The organism is Priestia aryabhattai (assembly GCF_023715685.1).
Lineage (GTDB): Bacteria > Bacillota > Bacilli > Bacillales > Bacillaceae_H > Priestia > Priestia aryabhattai_B.
Genome location: NZ_JAMBOQ010000003.1, coordinates 441,054 through 458,078 on the forward strand (window position 1 = coordinate 441,054; position 17,025 = coordinate 458,078).

A 17,025-nucleotide genomic window follows, 5' to 3' on the forward strand; every position below is an offset into this window, starting at 1 on the left:
ACGTAATTATTTGATGTTTGCTGGCATTTTGTGTAGGATGATTAGAAAAGGGTTTTTATGGGAGAAGAAAATGAATTTAAAACGAATGCACCACGTAGCCATTATAGGAAGTAATTATGAACGTTCAAAAGCTTTTTATGTAAATGTGTTAGGATGCAAGATTATAGAAGAGACATATAGAAAAGAAAGAGATTCATATAAGCTAGATTTAGAAGTAGCTCCTGGCTATCAAATTGAGTTATTCTCGTTTCCAAATCCGCCACAACGTCCTTCAAGACCTGAAGCGTGCGGCTTACGCCATTTAGCTTTTGCGGTTGAAAGCGTAGAGGATTCCAAGCATGAATTAGAGCAGCAAGGGATTGATGTGGAACCGATTAGGATAGATGAACTAACGGGAAAAAAATTCACATTTTTTACTGATCCGGACGGGTTACCGCTAGAGCTTTATGAAGAGAAAGAGGGGGAATAAGGAGTATGTGCAATTATTTATTTGTATATGGAACACTTCTTGAAGGAGAAGGCAATCACGGTTTGCTGCATCATGCGCGTCCTATTGCCAAGCAGGCAAAAACGAAAGGGAAATTATATGACACTAAGCAAGGCTATCCGATGCTCGATATCGACAGTGAACATGTTGTGTATGGAGAAGTATATGAAGTGACCGATCAGCTTATGTGGAAGGCGCTTGATGAATTAGAAGGATACATTCATGAAGGTCATGAAGACAATGAATACGATAGAGTTGTTCAAACTGTCGAAACGGACCAAGGTGAATTTGAAGCCGTTGTCTATGTGGCAAGGGATCGTTCGCTGCTGCAAGAATTTATCCCAGGCGGAAACTGGCGCGTGTGGAAAGAAGATCTATTAACAGGCATGCTGTATTTTGCTTACGGTTCATGTATGGATAACAATCGTTTTATTCAGCACGGCGTTGATCAGCATTTCCAGGACTGTCTCGGCAGAGCTGTTTTTAAAGGCTATACGCTTCGATATAACCACGTTATTCATGACGGAGGACGTGCAGACATGGTTGAAGAAGGCGGAGTCGTTGAAGGCAAACTGTACCGCGTGCCGCCTGAAGCAATTACGTATCTGTACGGCAGAGAAGGGGTAGATAATAACGGCTATCGTCCTGCTATTATCTCTGTCGAGCATGAAGGAAAGATTGTGGATCATGTTCTTACTTTTTTTGTGTTAAATAAAGAAAAAGAAGTCGCACCTCCAGATCATTATTCGACTGAAATTATTCGAGGAGCGACAGGCGTACTTAGCGAGGAGTACGTTCAGAAGCTAGTAGAGCAAGTCCATGCGCTAAAAAATAGCGATGTTGTAAATAACTAATATAAAAGCCTATTTGGATATATCCAAATAGGCTTTTTGCATTAGCTAAAGGAAACAGAGAACTCTGTTTGAAATATACCGTCTTTTGATAAACGGTTGATGCCTAATTTTTCTTTGAAATTTCCGTTGTGATTATGCGTATCTGCAATTCCAAACCAAGGTTCGATGCAAAGAAACGGAGCGATTGTATGATTTTCTGCATCATACTTTGACCAAATACCTACATACGGGAAATCATTAAACTGAACGTTAATTTTATTTTCATTGACCGACGATTTAATCGTCATTCCGTCAATATGACTAAAAATTAACGCATCATTTGCAAATAAATCTGCGCTTAGCGGCAGCTGGTGCAGATTTTCTATCGTTCCTTTTTCATGAATAAGAGCATCTTTTAATACAAATTCCCTCGGCTTAGTTTCAGCGGGGGTTATTTCTAAAAAGTAATCAGAAATCTGCTCATTTTCATGTAACGGAATACGAAAAGCAGGGTGAGCCCCAATTGAAAAATACATATCGTCTTTATCTTCATTTATAACATTCCACTGAAACGTTAGCTTGTTGTTTTCCAAGCGATAGCTAATTTCAATACGACATTCAAACGGATATACGTCTTTAAAACGGCCGTTTGTGGCAAATTCCAGCCGTGCTGTTTCGTTTGTTTGCTCAACCACGCTGAAAGTAGAATCACGTAAAAAACCGTGCTGAGGCAAAGAGTATACGCGCTGATCAACGGTATACTGATCATTTTTTAATCTGCCTACGATCGGAAACAATACGGGCGATACTCGTCCCCAATAAGCGGGGTCTCCGCTCCACATAAACTGCAGCTCTTTTTCTTTATGAAATACTTCTACAACTTCCGCTCCTTTTTCTTGAATGCTGACTTTCATTTCGCTATTTTCTAGTACAATCATTACAACATCTCCCAAATCATTCTTGTACGCTAGAGCTGTGTCAAACGTACTGGCTTTGCTTATATTATACCCTTCTTGGCAAAAAAGGTATTAATTTCCCTATTTTTGTTTAAATTAAATAGAAAAGGAGGGTTCAAATATGAATCATGCAACATTATTGCTCATTAAATTTGCAGCGGCACTTATTGCGTTTGGTATAGGCCTTGATTTGTTTTTTGATGCAACCATCGGAGACATTATTTCCTTTAGCTTACTAACGACAATTGTGACATATCTAGTAGTGGATCGAATTGTACTGCCTCGAGTGGGCAATCGTGATGCCATTATTGTTGAATTTGTTCTAACATATATGAGCGTATGGGTTTTTGGAACATTGTTATTAGACAGTTACGTTCAAATTGCTTGGGGAAGTATCATTTCTGCAGCTATTATTACATTTGCCGAGGTTTTTGTTCACCGCTACTTATTCAACCATATTGAAACAAAACATACAGCGAGAACGCGCCCGACTTTTAAGCGAAAACTAGCGTATGACACAGAATTTGCAGAAGAACAGCATGTAGAAAATAAGGAAAATCCAAAATAAAAAGAAAGCTCATTTTTGAGCTTTCTTTTTATTTGTTAATGCATAAGAGTTATTTCCTTTAAAGGCCAGTATTTCATATTTACTTCTCCCATGATTGAAGAAATCGGAGTGAGGCCAAAATGCCTTCCATCTCGGCTAATGCGTCTGTTGTCACCTAGCACTAATACGTATCCATCCGGTATCGTGCCGTCTGGAGACAGTTCGTACGTTGAAAAATTTTCAGTGAATCGCTCGTAAACGGGCACTTTGGATAAATATTTATGAAGATGCGGCTCTTTTTTGACTTTGTTATTTATATACAGAACATCATCTTTGTATTCGACCGTTTCTCCTGGTAAGCCTACAATACGCTTTACTAGAAAATCACTGCTATAGGGAGCTTGCAAAACGACAATGTCAAAGCGCTCTAGCTTGCTGTGTTTGTTAATAATAATTCGATTGCCTTCGTGCAAAATAGGTTTCATAGAATCGCCTTTTACAGTGTAGGGCTGAAACCAATAGTGCTGAACGACAATGGAAAGCAAAACGGTGCCGAGGATGACGCTTGTGTATGTAAGAATTTCACGCTTTATTTTTTTATTGATCATAATGGATGAACACCTTCTTAACGGTAAGACTATCAATTTAGGTTTTTCATAGAGATATAACAGTGTTGATTGTACCATTCAGAACTAAAGTTTTCCATATCTATCTGTTTATGCGTGTATTCCGAAAATATGCTTGGGGGAACAAAAAATGAAAAAAGCCGTTATTCTCTAGAATAACGGCTTTTCTTTATTATAACTGAGCGCGCTCAGTTCGAGTAGCTGGTTGATTTGGCTCTTCTTCAACAACAGGTTCAACAGGCTTATGCTGCTTGATTTCTTCTTCTAGTTCAGCAATTCGCTTGTTTTTCTGTTTCACTTGTCCTCTTAATTGAACAATTTTTACAAAGCTCAATGAAGCAGCAACAACTCCTCCAAACACAGCCGTAGTTAAGATGATTAAAATAAGAGGCCATTTCTGTGAACCAAATACATAGTTAAATTGTACAGGGTCGTTGTTAATTACAGCTAAAACAGCAATGATAAGAGCAAATATAAGTCCTAAAATAAAAAAGCTCTGTCCTTTCATAAGCTGCACTTCCTTTCTTTACATGGTCATTACAACTTTTATAGCGTAACCACTTATCTTGAGTGTTTGCTATCTTGCTTATAGGTATACGTATCCACATTTAAACAAAATCAAACATTTTCTTGATTATATATCTTTCATTTAAATCATATATGTACAAAGAGACCTTTATCTATTAAAGGTCTCACTTTTATTAAAGGAGTTATATAAACGCAAGATAAGAATTAGTGTAAAGCTGAGATTTTGGCTTAATTCTCATAAATCACTTCATTATCTATCGCCCGGAGCAGGGTGGTCTACACCTTTAACATGATGACGATGCTGGTTGTCTTCACTGGTATAAAAGTCATAATGGTGAACGTGCATACCGTTTCCAACGGGAATAGCTGGGCCGGAGTAGGCTTTGTAATGATGGGTATGTCCGTCTTCAAAAACAACATAGCCTTCTGTGTAGTGAATGTGACTTCCATCCTCGCTTGGAATTGGAGGAGAAGTTACATCGAGGCACTGGTGGACATGGCCTGAGGCAACAGAAGTGTAATCTACGGAACCATGATTATGATGAGGAACAAACCCTGAAATAAAATCGTCTTTTCCTATCTTTTTCATTCTACTTCCCCCTATAAATTTAATTAAAATAAACTGTTTAAGTAAATTCTAAAGTCTTTAAATAGGCATTTGAATTTCACTTTTTAGTTAAATTCAAAAATACATGCTATTGATATGAACAAATAAAAATAAATATGCCTTTTTATGATTCATATTTATAAAATGGGCAGTTTTCCTGTGTAATTTGCCGTTTCTAATTGATAAATTTTACATATATTTATTAAGGAAGGACAAGTTATTATACGAAAGGAAGTCAGCATAATGAGTTGGGAAAATAAAAAGAGTCTATGTCAGGAGTTTGCGAGAATTCTAGGTGGACAAGGCAGTTTAGATGAAAATGGTGTTTGTTTGGTACAAAAGTTTCGTACGATTCGTTTTAAAATTTTGGGGCGTCCAACACGCTCTCCGTTAGTTACTCCTCAATTTTTTACTTTTGAAGATTTAGATAGCAGAGGAAGAGCGCTAAATCTAGGTGAAACCGTGCTTCTGCAAGAAGAGGTAAATCCATTATTAACTGAGCTTAGAAAAAGAGATATTAAGGTTACTGCCGTTCATAATCATTGGTTATTTGAAGAGCCTAGAGCAATGTATATGCATTTTGAATCTGTAGAACCACCGTTAGATTTTGCACGAAAAGTAAGAGAAGCGTTTAAAGTATTAAAGGGGTAAACATCAGATTTTTATAGAATAAGCTTAGTCTCATTATTGCTAATAAAATTAAGGTTAATAAAACTTTAAACATGTATATTATATATTGGTTTATAAGATGTATTTGAATGAACCTATCAGGTTAACTAATTCTTTGAACAGTGAGATTATTTGCGTACTCCTATCAAAATAAAAAAAGCACGCGTTCGCCGCGTGCTTTTTTTATGTATAAACTTAAAATGCGTTTAAGTTGTTATCGCTTAACCACTGTTTGCGTTCAGCTGCATCTTCGAATAACTCATCTGCATTCGTAAATTGAGAAGCAATGACATATTCAATTGTTGCAAGAGGAGCTGTTAGCAAACGCCAGTTTAATACGATAGTCTTATCTTGAGTCGTAGCATATTCTTCACCTAACTCGTTCCACTTAACAGATTCAGGAGCATTGTCTGCTGCTTTTTTAACAGATTTTAAAGCTTCTTGGAATTTTTCACCTGCACGGCCTTGGTACCATTCTGTTAATAGTTGTCCAATACCTTCATTTGTTTGCTGCTCGTTCCAGCTTTCAGGTACTGTAGCAATGAATTTTGCACGGAATGTCATTTCAGCCTTTGTTACATCTCCACGAACGATGTTTAAGCGATATTGACGTCCTAGGTAAGGGAATTTGTCTCCTTCTTCAAAAGAACCAGTTTTAGCTGCAGAAGCTGCTGCTTTAGGAGCTTCTTTTTTAGCTGTTTCTTTTTTTACTGCTTCTTTCTTTGGAGCAGCTGGCTTTTCCTCAGATGGTTGTGAACCGTTTAGTTGTTTTAAAATCCATGTTGCTTTGCGTGCGATGATTGAACGCACATTGTTTTCATTAAGACCTCTCGGGACAATAACTTTTACCCCTTCTTTGTCACAAATTTGCACCGTGATATCGGTTCTATTTGGAACGACTTCAATTTTGTAGTCAATTGTTTGATTGCCTGTTTGATACGTATACATAAAATTTTTCGTACTCCTTTCTACAAATCTTCATTTTATAAGCAAAGGTAGAGTTTGGTCAAATGAAAGAATAATCAGACAGTTATCAACTGCTGTTGCAGCGCCTTGCGGAATGATATATATTCTAATATTTAGTGAAAAAGCGCTAATAATAATTGTTTCAATTCTTCTTTAGTTTTTACAAAAAAATATAAAAATATGCCGATACTACTAATATAGATTAGACATTCTATGTCTTTAGATTGTATAGGGGATGAAAAAATGAAAAAAGTTTTTCAAAGTTTACGCATGAAAATGCTATGTATGATTGCAGCCACGATGGCCATAACATCTACTGTAATTGAAGTAACAAATTATTATCTTATTGTGAAACAAGAGCAAGCAGCTTCGATTACGCTAGTGATTACATTTCTGTTTGTTTCTCTTACAACTACCGTGTTCTATTTTATCATACGTCGCTACATAATTGCGGTTGAAAATTTGTCAAAAACAATGAAAGGGATTTCAAACGGCGATTTATCTGTAGATGTTGTTCCTTTGAAGGGGAAAAATGAGATTAGTACACTCATATCTTCATTTAATGAAATGACGACTCACATGAGAATGCTGCGTCAGAAAATAAGTAAAACAAAGCGCACGGTCAGTCATTCTTCAGAGCAATTGCTTGTAAGCATGGAGGAAACAAAAACAGCTGTAACAGAAGTTACGATGTCTATTCAAGAAATTGCTGCGGGTTCTGATAAGCAGTTGTTAAGTGTTGTTGAAACCGAGCAAGCTATGGTAGATATGGCCAAGCTGCTTCAGAAAATGATTGATCATTCTTCAAGGGTACAACAATCGATGAACAGAGCCTCTGAACATGCTTCCACTGGAAATGTTTCGGTGAAAGAGGTGACGAATCAAATGAATAAAATCTATGAATCAGTTAAAGTATCCACCAGTAGAGTAAAGGGGCTCGAAGATCGTTCTGCAGAGATTGGCCGAATTATTGACACTATTACAAGAATTGCTGAACAAACAAATCTTCTTGCACTTAATGCTGCTATTGAAGCTGCAAGAGCTGGAGAACATGGAAAAGGTTTTGCTGTAGTAGCAGGGGAAGTACGTAAGCTGGCAGAGGAATCTAAAACGTCCGCTATACAAATCAGTCATCTGTTAAAAGAAATTGAAGCACAGGCAAAGCAGGCTTATCGAAATATGGAAGTCAATACGGAAGAAGTCACGATTGGTATTTCCACTGTGGAAGATGTAACTGAACAGTTTTCCACAATTATGGAAGATGTCTTTACCGCTCAAGAACAAATGAACAAAATGACAAAGGTAACAGGAGAGATTGATGGGTATTCGTTCAAGGTAATGGAATCTGTCATGGCCCTTTCAGAGGTGGCCAAACAAGCAGCTGCTTATGCTGAAGAAGCAGCTGCGGCTTCACAAGAGGAGTTAGCATCTATAGAAGAACTTGTGTTGTTGGCAGCTAACTTAAAAGCTACAGTGAGTGAGTCATGAAGTCTATCTTGATATGTACGTAATACGCACAGAAAACTGCGCGTATTTGTTTTATTTATACCTTTTATAGAAAACAATAAATAGAATTGACACATTATAAAAGCAGTTGTATAGTGAGTACGCAAGGCGGCAGTCTGTCTTTTTTAATTCTTAGTAAACTTATAAGTTAAATAAAATATTAAGCACTACATAAGGAGACGAAGAGATGAAAAATGAATTCCGTTTGGCAACAAATGATGACGCAGCTAACTTATTGAACTTAACTATACAAGCGTATAAGCCTATTAGAGAGCTAGGTATCCCTTTTTTAGCAGCTACTGCTGATCTTGCCCTCGTTAAGAAAAATATTTCTCAAAACCTTTGCTATGTATATGAAGAAGATAAAAAAATTGCTGCTACTGTGTCTGTACGAATGCCTTGGGGAGAACATCCAGGTCCGTTTGATGTTCCGCATCTTTGGTGGTTTGCAGTGGAACCATCGTTTGCGAGGAAAGGAGTCGGATCTAAGCTGCTGCGTCTAGTAGAGCAAGAAGTAATAAAAAATATGTTTAAATCACCGGGTGTGTCTTTAGGCACAGCAAAAGAACATCCTTGGTTAGTTGAGATGTATGAACGAAAAGGATATGTTCAAGCTAAAGAAAAGCACCTTGCAGAAGGTTATACGACCGTATTTCTTTATAAAAAATTCAATGAGGTACACTCTTTATCGTAAAAAATAGAGGATTGTGCCAAATTAAGAAATGTGAAAGAGTGATAAATATGACAGATCAATTACTACTAAACACGCTAATAGATATACGCCGTGAGCTGCACCGATTTCCAGAGCTTTCAATGAAAGAATATAAAACAACTAAACGTATTAAAAAGTGGTTAAAGCACTATGATATTTCTATAGTAAATGCATTCCAATTAAACGTAGGAGTAGTAGCAGAAATTGTGGGAGAAAAGCCGGGACCTACTATCGCTATTCGAGCTGATATTGATGCGCTGCCAATTGAAGAAAAAACCAATCTGCCGTTTGCATCTGAAGTCACCGGTGTTATGCACGCATGCGGCCATGATTTTCATACGGCTTCTATAATCGGAGCAGCTATTCTTCTTAAACAGCGTCAACAGGAGCTTTGTGGCACGGTTCGATTTATCTTTCAGCCGGCTGAAGAAACGGCTTCTGGAGCAAAAATGCTAGTTGAAAAAGGTGTGCTCGAAGGAGTAGAAGCGATATTTGGGGTGCATAACAAACCGGATCTTCCTGTAGGAACCATTGGTATCAAATCGGGACCTTTAATGGCAAGTGTTGATCGTTTTGAAATTGACGTCAAAGGAGTAGGAGGTCATGCAGGTATCCCTGAAAAAACAATAGACCCAATTGCTGCTGCTGGTCAAATCGTTACTAGTTTACAAACCATTGTCAGCCGTAATCTCAGCCCATTTCAAAATGTTGTTGTCAGCATAACTCAAATCCATGGAGGGAGCTCGTGGAACGTCATTCCTGACAAAGTAACGCTTGAAGGAACCGTGCGTACATTTCAAGAAGAAGCGAGAGCAAAAATACCGGCTCTTATGAAACGAACCGCTGAAGGGATTGGAGCAGCTTTTGGAGCTTCAGTAAACGTCAAATGGTACCCATACCTTCCTGTAGTAAACAATGATGATACGCTGGAAAAGCTTGCTATTAAAGCAGCAGAGAATCTTAACTATCAAGTTGTGGAAGCTGAACAATCGCCTGGAGGAGAAGATTTTGCCGTATATCAGCAGCATGTACCAGGATTTTTTGTATGGATGGGTACGGCTGGAGAATATGAATGGCACCATCCTTCTTTTTCATTAAAGGAAGAGGCATTACTTGTAGCAGCTTCTTATTTTGCAAATGTAAGTCTTCATTTTTTGAATTCATTCCATTACACAAAAAATTAAAATATTTTCATTTTTCTATTTACGCGGATAGAATTGTTTGATAAAATAAATTTTAAATTAAAAAAAGTTATCACGAGTGGACGAGAGATCTGGCTCTTTGACTCCACAGCAACCTACGAATGTAAGGTGCTCCTACCAGCAAAGCATGTGCTTTGGGTGATAAAACGGGTGAAAAACTCATTTTGCATCAAAGCAAAATGAGTTTTTTTTATTTTTCTAAAAGGAGAGGATTTTATGAGTCATACAGCAGTTGCAGCACATACAGGGGAGAAAGCATTAAAGGAAGCAGTGAAATTATTAGGAAAGCATTATCAAGTAGCTTATCGTGAATTAGAAACATTTTACGAAATTGTGGTCGAAAACCAAGTTCGTACATATGCTGTAGGCATAGATATTAAGGATGTACAAAAAGCAAATGAACTAGAAATTTATTCATCATGCTGTTCCAAGCTTGAGCGAGTAGGCTGTCTTTTATAGAAGTCTACTCGCGCCTCTATTTGTTAAGTGTTTTTGAATGGAAAGCATAGTTTTTGACAAGCAAAGAATTCCATGGGTATAATCTATATTCACTGAATTTAGCTGTTAAAAATAAATTGTCGAAATTTTTACACAAATTAAAGGTTACATTCAAAATGAATTGTGGTATGTTATAAAACAAGAATATTTTATGAAAGGAGTATTGAAATGGAAATGTCTCTTGAACACGGAAACGATGCAGGAAGCGAACAGCTTATTGATCGTATCCTAGACTTTTTAGAAGATGACGAAAAGTAAAAAAAAGAGTGTGCGGTGCTAGTCGCGCACTCTTTTTTTATCATGCGCGTAAAGGCAGTGTCATACTATGATACATAGGGATAGAATGAAAGGGTCTCTGTCAAAGGGATTGACGAATCGTTTTGTTTGATAGAAAATTTAGAAAAAGGAAAGAGATGAAGGGTATGTCGAACAAAACATCTTTGTATCAAACAAAAGAACAGTTAAAAAAGCTTGTAAGCGAATTAGTTTCTATACCTAGCGTGACAGGAACTATGGCAGAAGCGGAAATGGCTGAATCGATAGCGTCGTACTTATTAAAACTGCCTTACTTTCAAAAAAACGAGCACGTCGAGCTTCATTCGACAGGAGACGGGCGATCGATTGTCACGGCTTTTGTCGAAGGGAAAAATACGAATAAAACAGTTGTATTAGTCAGTCATTACGATGTAGTGGATGTACAAGATTATGGACAGTGGAAAAAGGACGCTTTTCACGCTGATACATTAACGAGTATTTTTTATAAACATATGGAACAAGTTCCGGCGCACGTGCAAAAAGATATGCTAAAAGGAGACTGGCTTTTTGGGCGAGGAACGATGGACATGAAAGCAGGCATTGCACTACATATCAGTATGATTGAAAGAGCATGCAACGGGGAGTTTGAAGGAAACATCCTGCTGCTATCGGTGCCGGATGAGGAAGTAAATTCACTCGGAATGAGAAAAGCAGTGCCTGTTCTTTTAGAACTTGCGCGCAAACATCAGCTGGATTTTTCTCTCATGCTAAATGCAGAACCAGTGTTTAGCCGCTATCCTGGAGATCAAACGAACTATGTGTACTCAGGATCTATTGGGAAGATCATGCCAAGCTTTTTGTGTTATGGAAAAGAAACTCATGTAGGGGAACCGCTAGCTGGTTTGAATGCTAATTTACTAGCTTCTTATTTAACGAAAGAAATAGAATTAAACCTTCGTTTTTGCGAAACAATAAGAGATGAAACCAGTCCACCTCCTACGGTATTGATGCAAAAAGATTTAAAAGAAGAGTATTCAGTTCAAGTCCCGCACTCTGCCGTTGTATTGTTTAATTTATTTATGTTAAACCATTCTCTTAAAGAGGTAACAGATCTGTTGCTAAAATCCGCCAACAAAGCGGCTTTGAATGTAAAAAAACACTATAACAAAGCCGCTAGGCAGTATGCGGAGGGAATGGAGGGTTCATCTCTTGACGTGAACGTATGGACGTATGAAGAACTTTATACTCATGCAGTAAAACAGCACGGTGAAAAATATGTGCAAGAAATGGAAGAAGCACTTTTAGCACAAGAGGATGATGACAGAAATAAAACCATTAAATTAGTAAACTCGTTAGCCGGTTTATGTAAAGAAGCAGCTCCGATAATGGTCTTATTTTTTACGCCGCCTTTTTATCCAGCCGTTTGTTCACATAATGATCCGTTTGTACAAGGGATTTTGTCAAACGTACAGGCAACTGCAAAGGAACAATTCCAAGTGGAGCTAGTTGAACAAAGTTATTTTGGCGGAATTTCGGATTTAAGTTATGCTAGTCTGCAGCATCCGCTTCATACATTTAACACGTTAGTAGCAAATATGCCGCTATGGAATAAAGGATATCATATCCCGTTAGAAGAGCTAGAGAAGCTGAAGATGCCGGTGCTGAACATTGGACCGCTGGGAAGAGATGCACATCAATGGACAGAAAGATTAGACGTTCAGTATTCCTTTGAAATTTTGCCTCATTTCATCTATCAAGCTATAAAAGAAGCACACAAATAAACATCCGCCCACGGATATTTATTTGTTGAATTTAAAAGAAGCTCCTTGTATGGTAAATTGTTGTGGTGTTAGTGCGTGATCCAATTCAACTAAAAATGGACGCTCTCCAACTTTTTTTAATGTATCATGGACAATGCCTTGTGTTCCGCTGCAAAAAATGAGGTTTCCTCCATTGACATATAGTTTTTGACAACATGCATCAAGTAAAGAGTCTTTGTAGCTTTCTCCAGACTGAACGCCTAGCAGTTTCGTCCACCTGCTGATGGATTCTTCAAGGTTATGTACAGCACAGTAAATGTTTTTTAGCTGCAGCTGACCGGCTTGGTGGGAAGAAAGAGCAGCTAGCTTTGGTTTGCGTTTTTCTTCTGGTTCACCCCACTCAATAAAAAAAGGAAGAGGCAGGGAATCGTGGTCAACTTCAATAAAACACATTTTCCATTGCAGCTTTTCTCCATCATTGGTTTGACGGGAACCCGCTACAGGACCTTTTACAGTGTAGCTCTTGCTTTGCAACTCTTTTATTAGCAAATCCATATCATCTGTACGGAGTGCAAATCGACCAAAATGACCAAACGGTGTATGTTCGTTAACGAGCTGCTGAATAAGGTCATTATCTGTAACTGTTTGAGCTAACGCGATATCTCTAAGCCCAAGCCATTCAATGTAGCTCAGGTTAAAGTAAGCCAACGTATTAAAAGTTCCCCATTTTTCATGGAAGCCGCCTTTAATGACAGTTATTCCGTATTCGTTTAGTTCTTTCTGAGCTTTAATAGGATCAGGTGAAAAATGAACAAGGTGATCAAAAGATAAATGCATGGATAGGCCTCCTTTTAAGAGAGATTCTTTCCTATTATTATACTTTGTTTTCTTTTTCAAGAAGAGTAAAACGAATGATTATGTAAAATAAAAAATAGAAATCTTTAAAAAAGCAAGCCGCGTATGTTTTAAACTCGACTTGCTTTAGATTTATTTAGCGACGACAACCATGCCCTTTAAAGCAGCAGCCAAATGATTTATTAAACCATGGGTATGAGCAGCAAGGTGAACCGCAGTGACAGCGACGACGGCTAGAACGACGAGTAGAACGGCGAGTAGAACGACGGGTAGAACGGCGAGTAGAACGACGAGTAGAACGGCGAGTAGAACGACGAGTAGAACGGCGAGTAGAACGGCGAGTAGAACGGCGAGTAGAACGACGAGTAGAACGGCGAGTAGAACGGCGAGTAGAACGACGAGTAGAACGACGACGAGAGCGTCTGTGAAGAGCAGTTGGCTCTTGGTACATAAATGTTTCAAGCTCAGTACAAGCAAGCGCTTCTGTTGCTTCTCTAATTCTTTCAGCAGTGATATGCATATAAACACCTCCTGGCTAATTCAGTAGTACATAATACAATATGTACAAGGAAGGTGTTTGGATATAGTGAAAACATGGAATTTATCTAAATTTATGAATGAAGTGGAGTGGGTTTAATGCTTCAAATCCTAGAACATCAAAGAGTGGACATCGCTTTGCAAATAGTAGCTGTGCAAGTAGAAGCTTACCAAGAAGAAGCCAAGCTCATTGGTTTTTCAGACATTCCTCAGCTTACAGAAAGCAAAGAAGATATTATGAAAAGTAAGGAAGTGTTTATCGGAGAAATGATTGAAGGTAAGCTAGCTGGCGTGCTGTCGTTTGAAAAAGAAAATGGGCGATTAACGATTTGCCGTCTCGTTGTGCTTCCTCGGTACTTTCGAAAAGGAATTGGAAGCCGTCTTTTAACGTATGTACTTCAAAGATATTCAGAATGTGAATGTATGGTGTCTACAGCCGAGCGAAATACACCTGCTATTAAGCTATACGAAGCTCATCAGTTTTCAATTATAAAACATACTGCAGCTGCTGATAATCTTGTATTAGTAACAATGAAAAAAAGCACCTAATATAGGTGCTTTTACGATGAAAGTGTTTGCTCAGAATAATCTAGAGCTGTATGGCGCTGAATCAGCAGTAAAGCAGCTAAAGTGACAACCGCTCCAATAATAAAAGGCAGCGTCATATTAAGTTTAAAGGCAAATGCACCAAGCAGAGGGCCAAAAATACGCCCTAAGCTATCCATTGAAGCAGTTAGCCCCGAAGCAGAGCCATATCCTACTTTGGTTCTCATCGTAATTAATGAGAGGACACAAGGACGAATAAGGGCATTTCCTGCTGTAAATATGCACAGAAAGAAGGTAGCATTAGAGGCATTGGAAGATAACAAAATAGACGTGAATCCTATTGCTGAAACCAGCAGGCCAATGGCCATCAGCTTTTTTTCATTTCCTTTTTTAAACCGCTGCAGCACACCGCCTTGAATCAAGGTTTGAGTTAAACCGCTCGCCATAAACATCCATCCGATTGTCGTAGGAGTAGCATTAATTTTCGCTATTTGAAAAAATTGAAAAGTAGCTTCTAATCCAGCGAGCGTAAAAGTGGCTAAAAAAGAAAGAACATATAAATACTTCATAGCTCCTTGAAAATCTGACGTGAAGTCATGCCATCTGGATGTCTGTACTTGGGCAGCAGGTTCTTTTCGTAAAGATTCTTTTAACGTAAAGAATGAGAACGCTGTCATAATCAGTGACAAGATACCAGAGATAACAAAGGGAACAAACAAGCCGAAAGATGAAAGGACACCGCCTAATGCCGGTCCAAAAATAAAGCCTAAGCCAATCGACATTCCTAACAGTCCCATTGCCTTCGTTCGGTTTTCTTCATCTGTACTATCAGAAGCATATGCAAAAGCACAAGGAATAACAGCTCCTGCGAACAAACCTCCGATGATGCGTGACGTATACATCAGAGTCAGAGAGTTTTCTGCCACCGAAAAAAGAAAAAAGCTTGCGCTAAAGCCAAGTAAGCCCCAAAGTAAGATGGGACGCCGGCCTTTTATATCTGAAAGCTTCCCCCAAAAAGGTGCAGTAATAAAAGATGCGATCGAATAGCTAGCCATTAGTATCCCTAAATTGACCGTGCTCGCACCTGTGGCACGAATAACTTCAGGTACGATTGGAATAATTACTCCAAACCCGACAAATACCATAAAAATAACAAACATTAACGTTCCAAGCTGTTTGTTCATATGCAATTAAGCCCCTTTCTCTGTAGAACATGTCATGAGTTTAGTATATCAAATACAAAGAAGTTTTTTACGTATATTTGGTAAAAAGCTTTTTATTTACAAGTGGAGATAACGTGTTAATATTTACCTGCTGATGATGATACAATTAAAAGAAAAGGGAAGTGAAGCGATTGCCAATATGGATTGTATTTGCTGGGATCATAGGCGGTCTTTTAGGATTTGGGGCGCTAGTGGATTATATCGCTAAAAAGAGAAGTATTGAGCTAAATCCAGAAGAAGGGATAAAGAATGCTTCTGATGCAGAACAAATCTATGTGGAAAATTACCTTTATCAAACAAAAGAAAATAACAATCACTTTCAATAAAAAAAGCTTGGAGACGAATCTCCAAGCTTTTTTAATGCGGTAAAAAGATGAGTTGATAGAGAAATAAAACAGCAAAGACATAAACAAGCGGATGGACTTGTTTGCCTTTTCCTTTTACCAGCTTCATTAACGGATAAGAAATGAAGCCAAGTGCAATTCCTGTTGCAATACTTGATGTAAGAGGCATTGCTAGAACAACTAAAAAGGCAGGGAACGCTTCATCAAAGTCATTCCAATTAATTTTAGCTACAGCACCCATCATCAAGCTTCCGACAATAATTAATGCAGGTGAAGTAATGGCTGCTACGCCAGAAACTGAGCTTACAACCGGGCTAAAGAACGCTGCAACAATAAATAAAATGGCTACCGTCACACCCGTTAGACCTGTACGCCCGCCTGCTGCTACACCAGATGAAGATTCAACGTAAGCCGTTGTTGGGCTTGTACCAAATAAAGCTCCAATCGTTGTACCAAACGAGTCAGCAAGCAATGCTTGACGCACGCGCGGCATCTTATTACCTTTCATAAGACCGGCCTGTTGAGCTACTCCTACCATTGTACCTGTTGTATCAAAAATCGTAACAAGTAAGAAAGAAAAGACAACTGTGTACAAATCATGATGAATAACATCTCCAAAAGCAGCAAAAGGATTTGAAATCATTAAGCCGTCTGGAAGGTGAGGGGCAGCAAACAGACCTTTATCAAACGAAAGCTGTCCTCTAAAAAAAGCAATTAATCCTGTAATAATCATACCGAAGAATAAAGCGCCGTTTACATTTAATGTATATAAAATGATTGTAATCGCAAGTCCAATCAGTGTTAAAACCACTTTTTCAGACTGCAAATCACCAAGTCCAATTAAATTTGATTTATTTGCAACGATAATACCGGCTGAACGAAGCCCGATAAAAGCAATAAATAAGCCGATACCAGCACTAATAGCGTGCTTTAAATTGTTTGGAATGGCTTCAATTAATTTTTCACGAAACGATGTTAACGATAAGATGATAAAGATAATACCCGCTACGAATACAGCTGAAAAAGCAGTAGCATAGTCGATACTTCCATTTGAACCAACAACTAAAGCAGCAAAGTATGCGTTCATTCCCATACCGGGAGCAATAGCAATTGGATAGTTAGCTGCAAGAGCCATCCATAGCGTAGCTACGACTGCTGAAATAATAGTAGCTGTAAATACTTGATCAAAAGGAACTCCGGCGCTAGACAAAATAACCGGGTTCACAATTACAATATAAATCATGGTTAAAAACGTTGTAATACCAGCTAAAATCTCCGTTTTAGCATCCGTGTTATATTCTTTTAACTTAAACATAAGTAACCTCCAAAAATAACGAACATTAAAAGCAACATGATATATAATATTCG

20 protein-coding genes and 1 riboswitch are annotated in these 17,025 nt (G+C 38.2%); of the genes, 11 read left to right on the forward strand and 9 right to left on the reverse strand.

Annotated features, from left to right (window positions below; translation table 11 throughout):
- Positions 1–70: 70 nt before the first annotated feature.
- Positions 71–469 carry an SMU1112c/YaeR family gloxylase I-like metalloprotein gene (gene gloA2, locus M3225_RS15330; RefSeq protein ID WP_251395109.1) on the forward strand — a complete coding sequence of 133 codons (399 nt, stop codon included), beginning with the start codon at positions 71–73 and terminating at the stop codon, positions 467–469.
- Positions 470–474: 5 nt separating this feature from the next.
- The gene (locus M3225_RS15335; RefSeq protein WP_251395111.1) at positions 475–1,341 is read left to right on the forward strand and encodes a gamma-glutamylcyclotransferase; all 867 of its coding nucleotides are present in this window, start codon (positions 475–477) and stop codon (positions 1,339–1,341) included.
- 41 nt (positions 1,342–1,382) lie between these two features.
- On the opposite strand, the gene M3225_RS15340 is transcribed toward M3225_RS15335, so the two are convergent.
- Entirely contained in the window at positions 1,383–2,258 is an 876-nt protein-coding gene (locus M3225_RS15340; protein ID WP_251395113.1) for an aldose 1-epimerase family protein, read from the reverse strand.
- Positions 2,259–2,397: 139 nt separating this feature from the next.
- Here M3225_RS15340 and M3225_RS15345 point away from each other — a divergent pair, with 139 nt between their 5' ends.
- Positions 2,398–2,844, forward strand: a complete 447-nt coding sequence (locus M3225_RS15345; RefSeq protein WP_251395115.1) for a YndM family protein — start codon at positions 2,398–2,400, stop codon at positions 2,842–2,844.
- A gap of 35 nt (positions 2,845–2,879) precedes the next feature.
- On the opposite strand, the gene lepB is transcribed toward M3225_RS15345, so the two are convergent.
- The 3 genes from lepB to M3225_RS15360 all read right to left on the reverse strand — a co-directional run bounded on the left by lepB (position 2,880) and on the right by M3225_RS15360 (position 4,566).
- The gene (gene lepB / locus M3225_RS15350; RefSeq protein ID WP_251395116.1) at positions 2,880–3,431 is read right to left on the reverse strand and encodes a signal peptidase I; all 552 of its coding nucleotides are present in this window, start codon (positions 3,429–3,431) and stop codon (positions 2,880–2,882) included.
- A gap of 190 nt (positions 3,432–3,621) precedes the next feature.
- Positions 3,622–3,957, reverse strand: a complete 336-nt coding sequence (locus tag M3225_RS15355; protein ID WP_014461129.1) for a LapA family protein — start codon at positions 3,955–3,957, stop codon at positions 3,622–3,624.
- Positions 3,958–4,227: 270 nt separating this feature from the next.
- Complete coding sequence (locus M3225_RS15360) at positions 4,228–4,566, reverse strand: YmaF family protein (protein ID WP_116074283.1); 339 nt, start codon at positions 4,564–4,566, stop codon at positions 4,228–4,230.
- A 261-nt stretch (positions 4,567–4,827) separates the two neighbouring features.
- On the opposite strand from M3225_RS15360, the gene M3225_RS15365 reads away from it, so the two are divergent.
- Positions 4,828–5,235, forward strand: a complete 408-nt coding sequence (locus tag M3225_RS15365) for a DUF1259 domain-containing protein (protein WP_251395118.1) — start codon at positions 4,828–4,830, stop codon at positions 5,233–5,235.
- A gap of 213 nt (positions 5,236–5,448) precedes the next feature.
- Here the strand turns inward: M3225_RS15365 and M3225_RS15370 are convergent, their stop codons facing one another.
- The gene (locus M3225_RS15370) at positions 5,449–6,201 is read right to left on the reverse strand and encodes a M48 family metallopeptidase (protein ID WP_251395120.1); all 753 of its coding nucleotides are present in this window, start codon (positions 6,199–6,201) and stop codon (positions 5,449–5,451) included.
- A gap of 261 nt (positions 6,202–6,462) precedes the next feature.
- Between M3225_RS15370 and M3225_RS15375 the strand changes: the two genes are divergently transcribed.
- The 5 genes from M3225_RS15375 (at position 6,463) to M3225_RS15395 (ending at position 12,173) form a co-directional block, all read left to right on the forward strand.
- Entirely contained in the window at positions 6,463–7,707 is a 1,245-nt protein-coding gene (locus tag M3225_RS15375) for a methyl-accepting chemotaxis protein (RefSeq protein ID WP_251395122.1), read from the forward strand.
- Between the two features lie 205 nt (positions 7,708–7,912).
- Positions 7,913–8,419, forward strand: coding sequence for a GNAT family N-acetyltransferase (locus tag M3225_RS15380; RefSeq protein WP_251395124.1), 507 nt, complete (start codon positions 7,913–7,915; stop codon positions 8,417–8,419).
- 47 nt (positions 8,420–8,466) lie between these two features.
- Positions 8,467–9,621, forward strand: coding sequence for an amidohydrolase (locus M3225_RS15385; protein WP_251395126.1), 1,155 nt, complete (start codon positions 8,467–8,469; stop codon positions 9,619–9,621).
- 64 nt (positions 9,622–9,685) lie between these two features.
- Positions 9,686–9,787: riboswitch (SAM riboswitch) on the forward strand.
- 68 nt (positions 9,788–9,855) lie between these two features.
- Positions 9,856–10,098, forward strand: coding sequence for a hypothetical protein (locus tag M3225_RS15390; protein WP_195780871.1), 243 nt, complete (start codon positions 9,856–9,858; stop codon positions 10,096–10,098).
- Positions 10,099–10,559: 461 nt separating this feature from the next.
- Positions 10,560–12,173 (forward strand): M20/M25/M40 family metallo-hydrolase, encoded by a 1,614-nt coding sequence (locus tag M3225_RS15395; protein ID WP_251395128.1) that lies wholly within the window; start codon positions 10,560–10,562, stop codon positions 12,171–12,173.
- 18 nt (positions 12,174–12,191) lie between these two features.
- Here M3225_RS15395 and M3225_RS15400 read toward each other — a convergent pair whose 3' ends face one another.
- Positions 12,192–12,989 carry a VOC family protein gene (locus M3225_RS15400; protein WP_251395130.1) on the reverse strand — a complete coding sequence of 266 codons (798 nt, stop codon included), beginning with the start codon at positions 12,987–12,989 and terminating at the stop codon, positions 12,192–12,194.
- A 154-nt stretch (positions 12,990–13,143) separates the two neighbouring features.
- The gene (locus M3225_RS15405) at positions 13,144–13,527 is read right to left on the reverse strand and encodes a CotG/ExsB N-terminal domain-containing protein (RefSeq protein ID WP_251395132.1); all 384 of its coding nucleotides are present in this window, start codon (positions 13,525–13,527) and stop codon (positions 13,144–13,146) included.
- Positions 13,528–13,643: 116 nt separating this feature from the next.
- Here M3225_RS15405 and M3225_RS15410 point away from each other — a divergent pair, with 116 nt between their 5' ends.
- Positions 13,644–14,093 (forward strand): GNAT family N-acetyltransferase, encoded by a 450-nt coding sequence (locus M3225_RS15410; protein WP_251395134.1) that lies wholly within the window; start codon positions 13,644–13,646, stop codon positions 14,091–14,093.
- An 11-nt stretch (positions 14,094–14,104) separates the two neighbouring features.
- On the opposite strand, the gene M3225_RS15415 is transcribed toward M3225_RS15410, so the two are convergent.
- Positions 14,105–15,274, reverse strand: coding sequence for an MFS transporter (locus M3225_RS15415; protein ID WP_251395136.1), 1,170 nt, complete (start codon positions 15,272–15,274; stop codon positions 14,105–14,107).
- 170 nt (positions 15,275–15,444) lie between these two features.
- Here M3225_RS15415 and M3225_RS15420 point away from each other — a divergent pair, with 170 nt between their 5' ends.
- Positions 15,445–15,639, forward strand: a complete 195-nt coding sequence (locus tag M3225_RS15420) for a hypothetical protein (protein ID WP_285885643.1) — start codon at positions 15,445–15,447, stop codon at positions 15,637–15,639.
- A gap of 31 nt (positions 15,640–15,670) precedes the next feature.
- Here M3225_RS15420 and M3225_RS15425 read toward each other — a convergent pair whose 3' ends face one another.
- Positions 15,671–16,972 carry an NCS2 family permease gene (locus M3225_RS15425; RefSeq protein WP_098590977.1) on the reverse strand — a complete coding sequence of 434 codons (1,302 nt, stop codon included), beginning with the start codon at positions 16,970–16,972 and terminating at the stop codon, positions 15,671–15,673.
- Positions 16,973–17,025 lie beyond the last annotated feature (53 nt).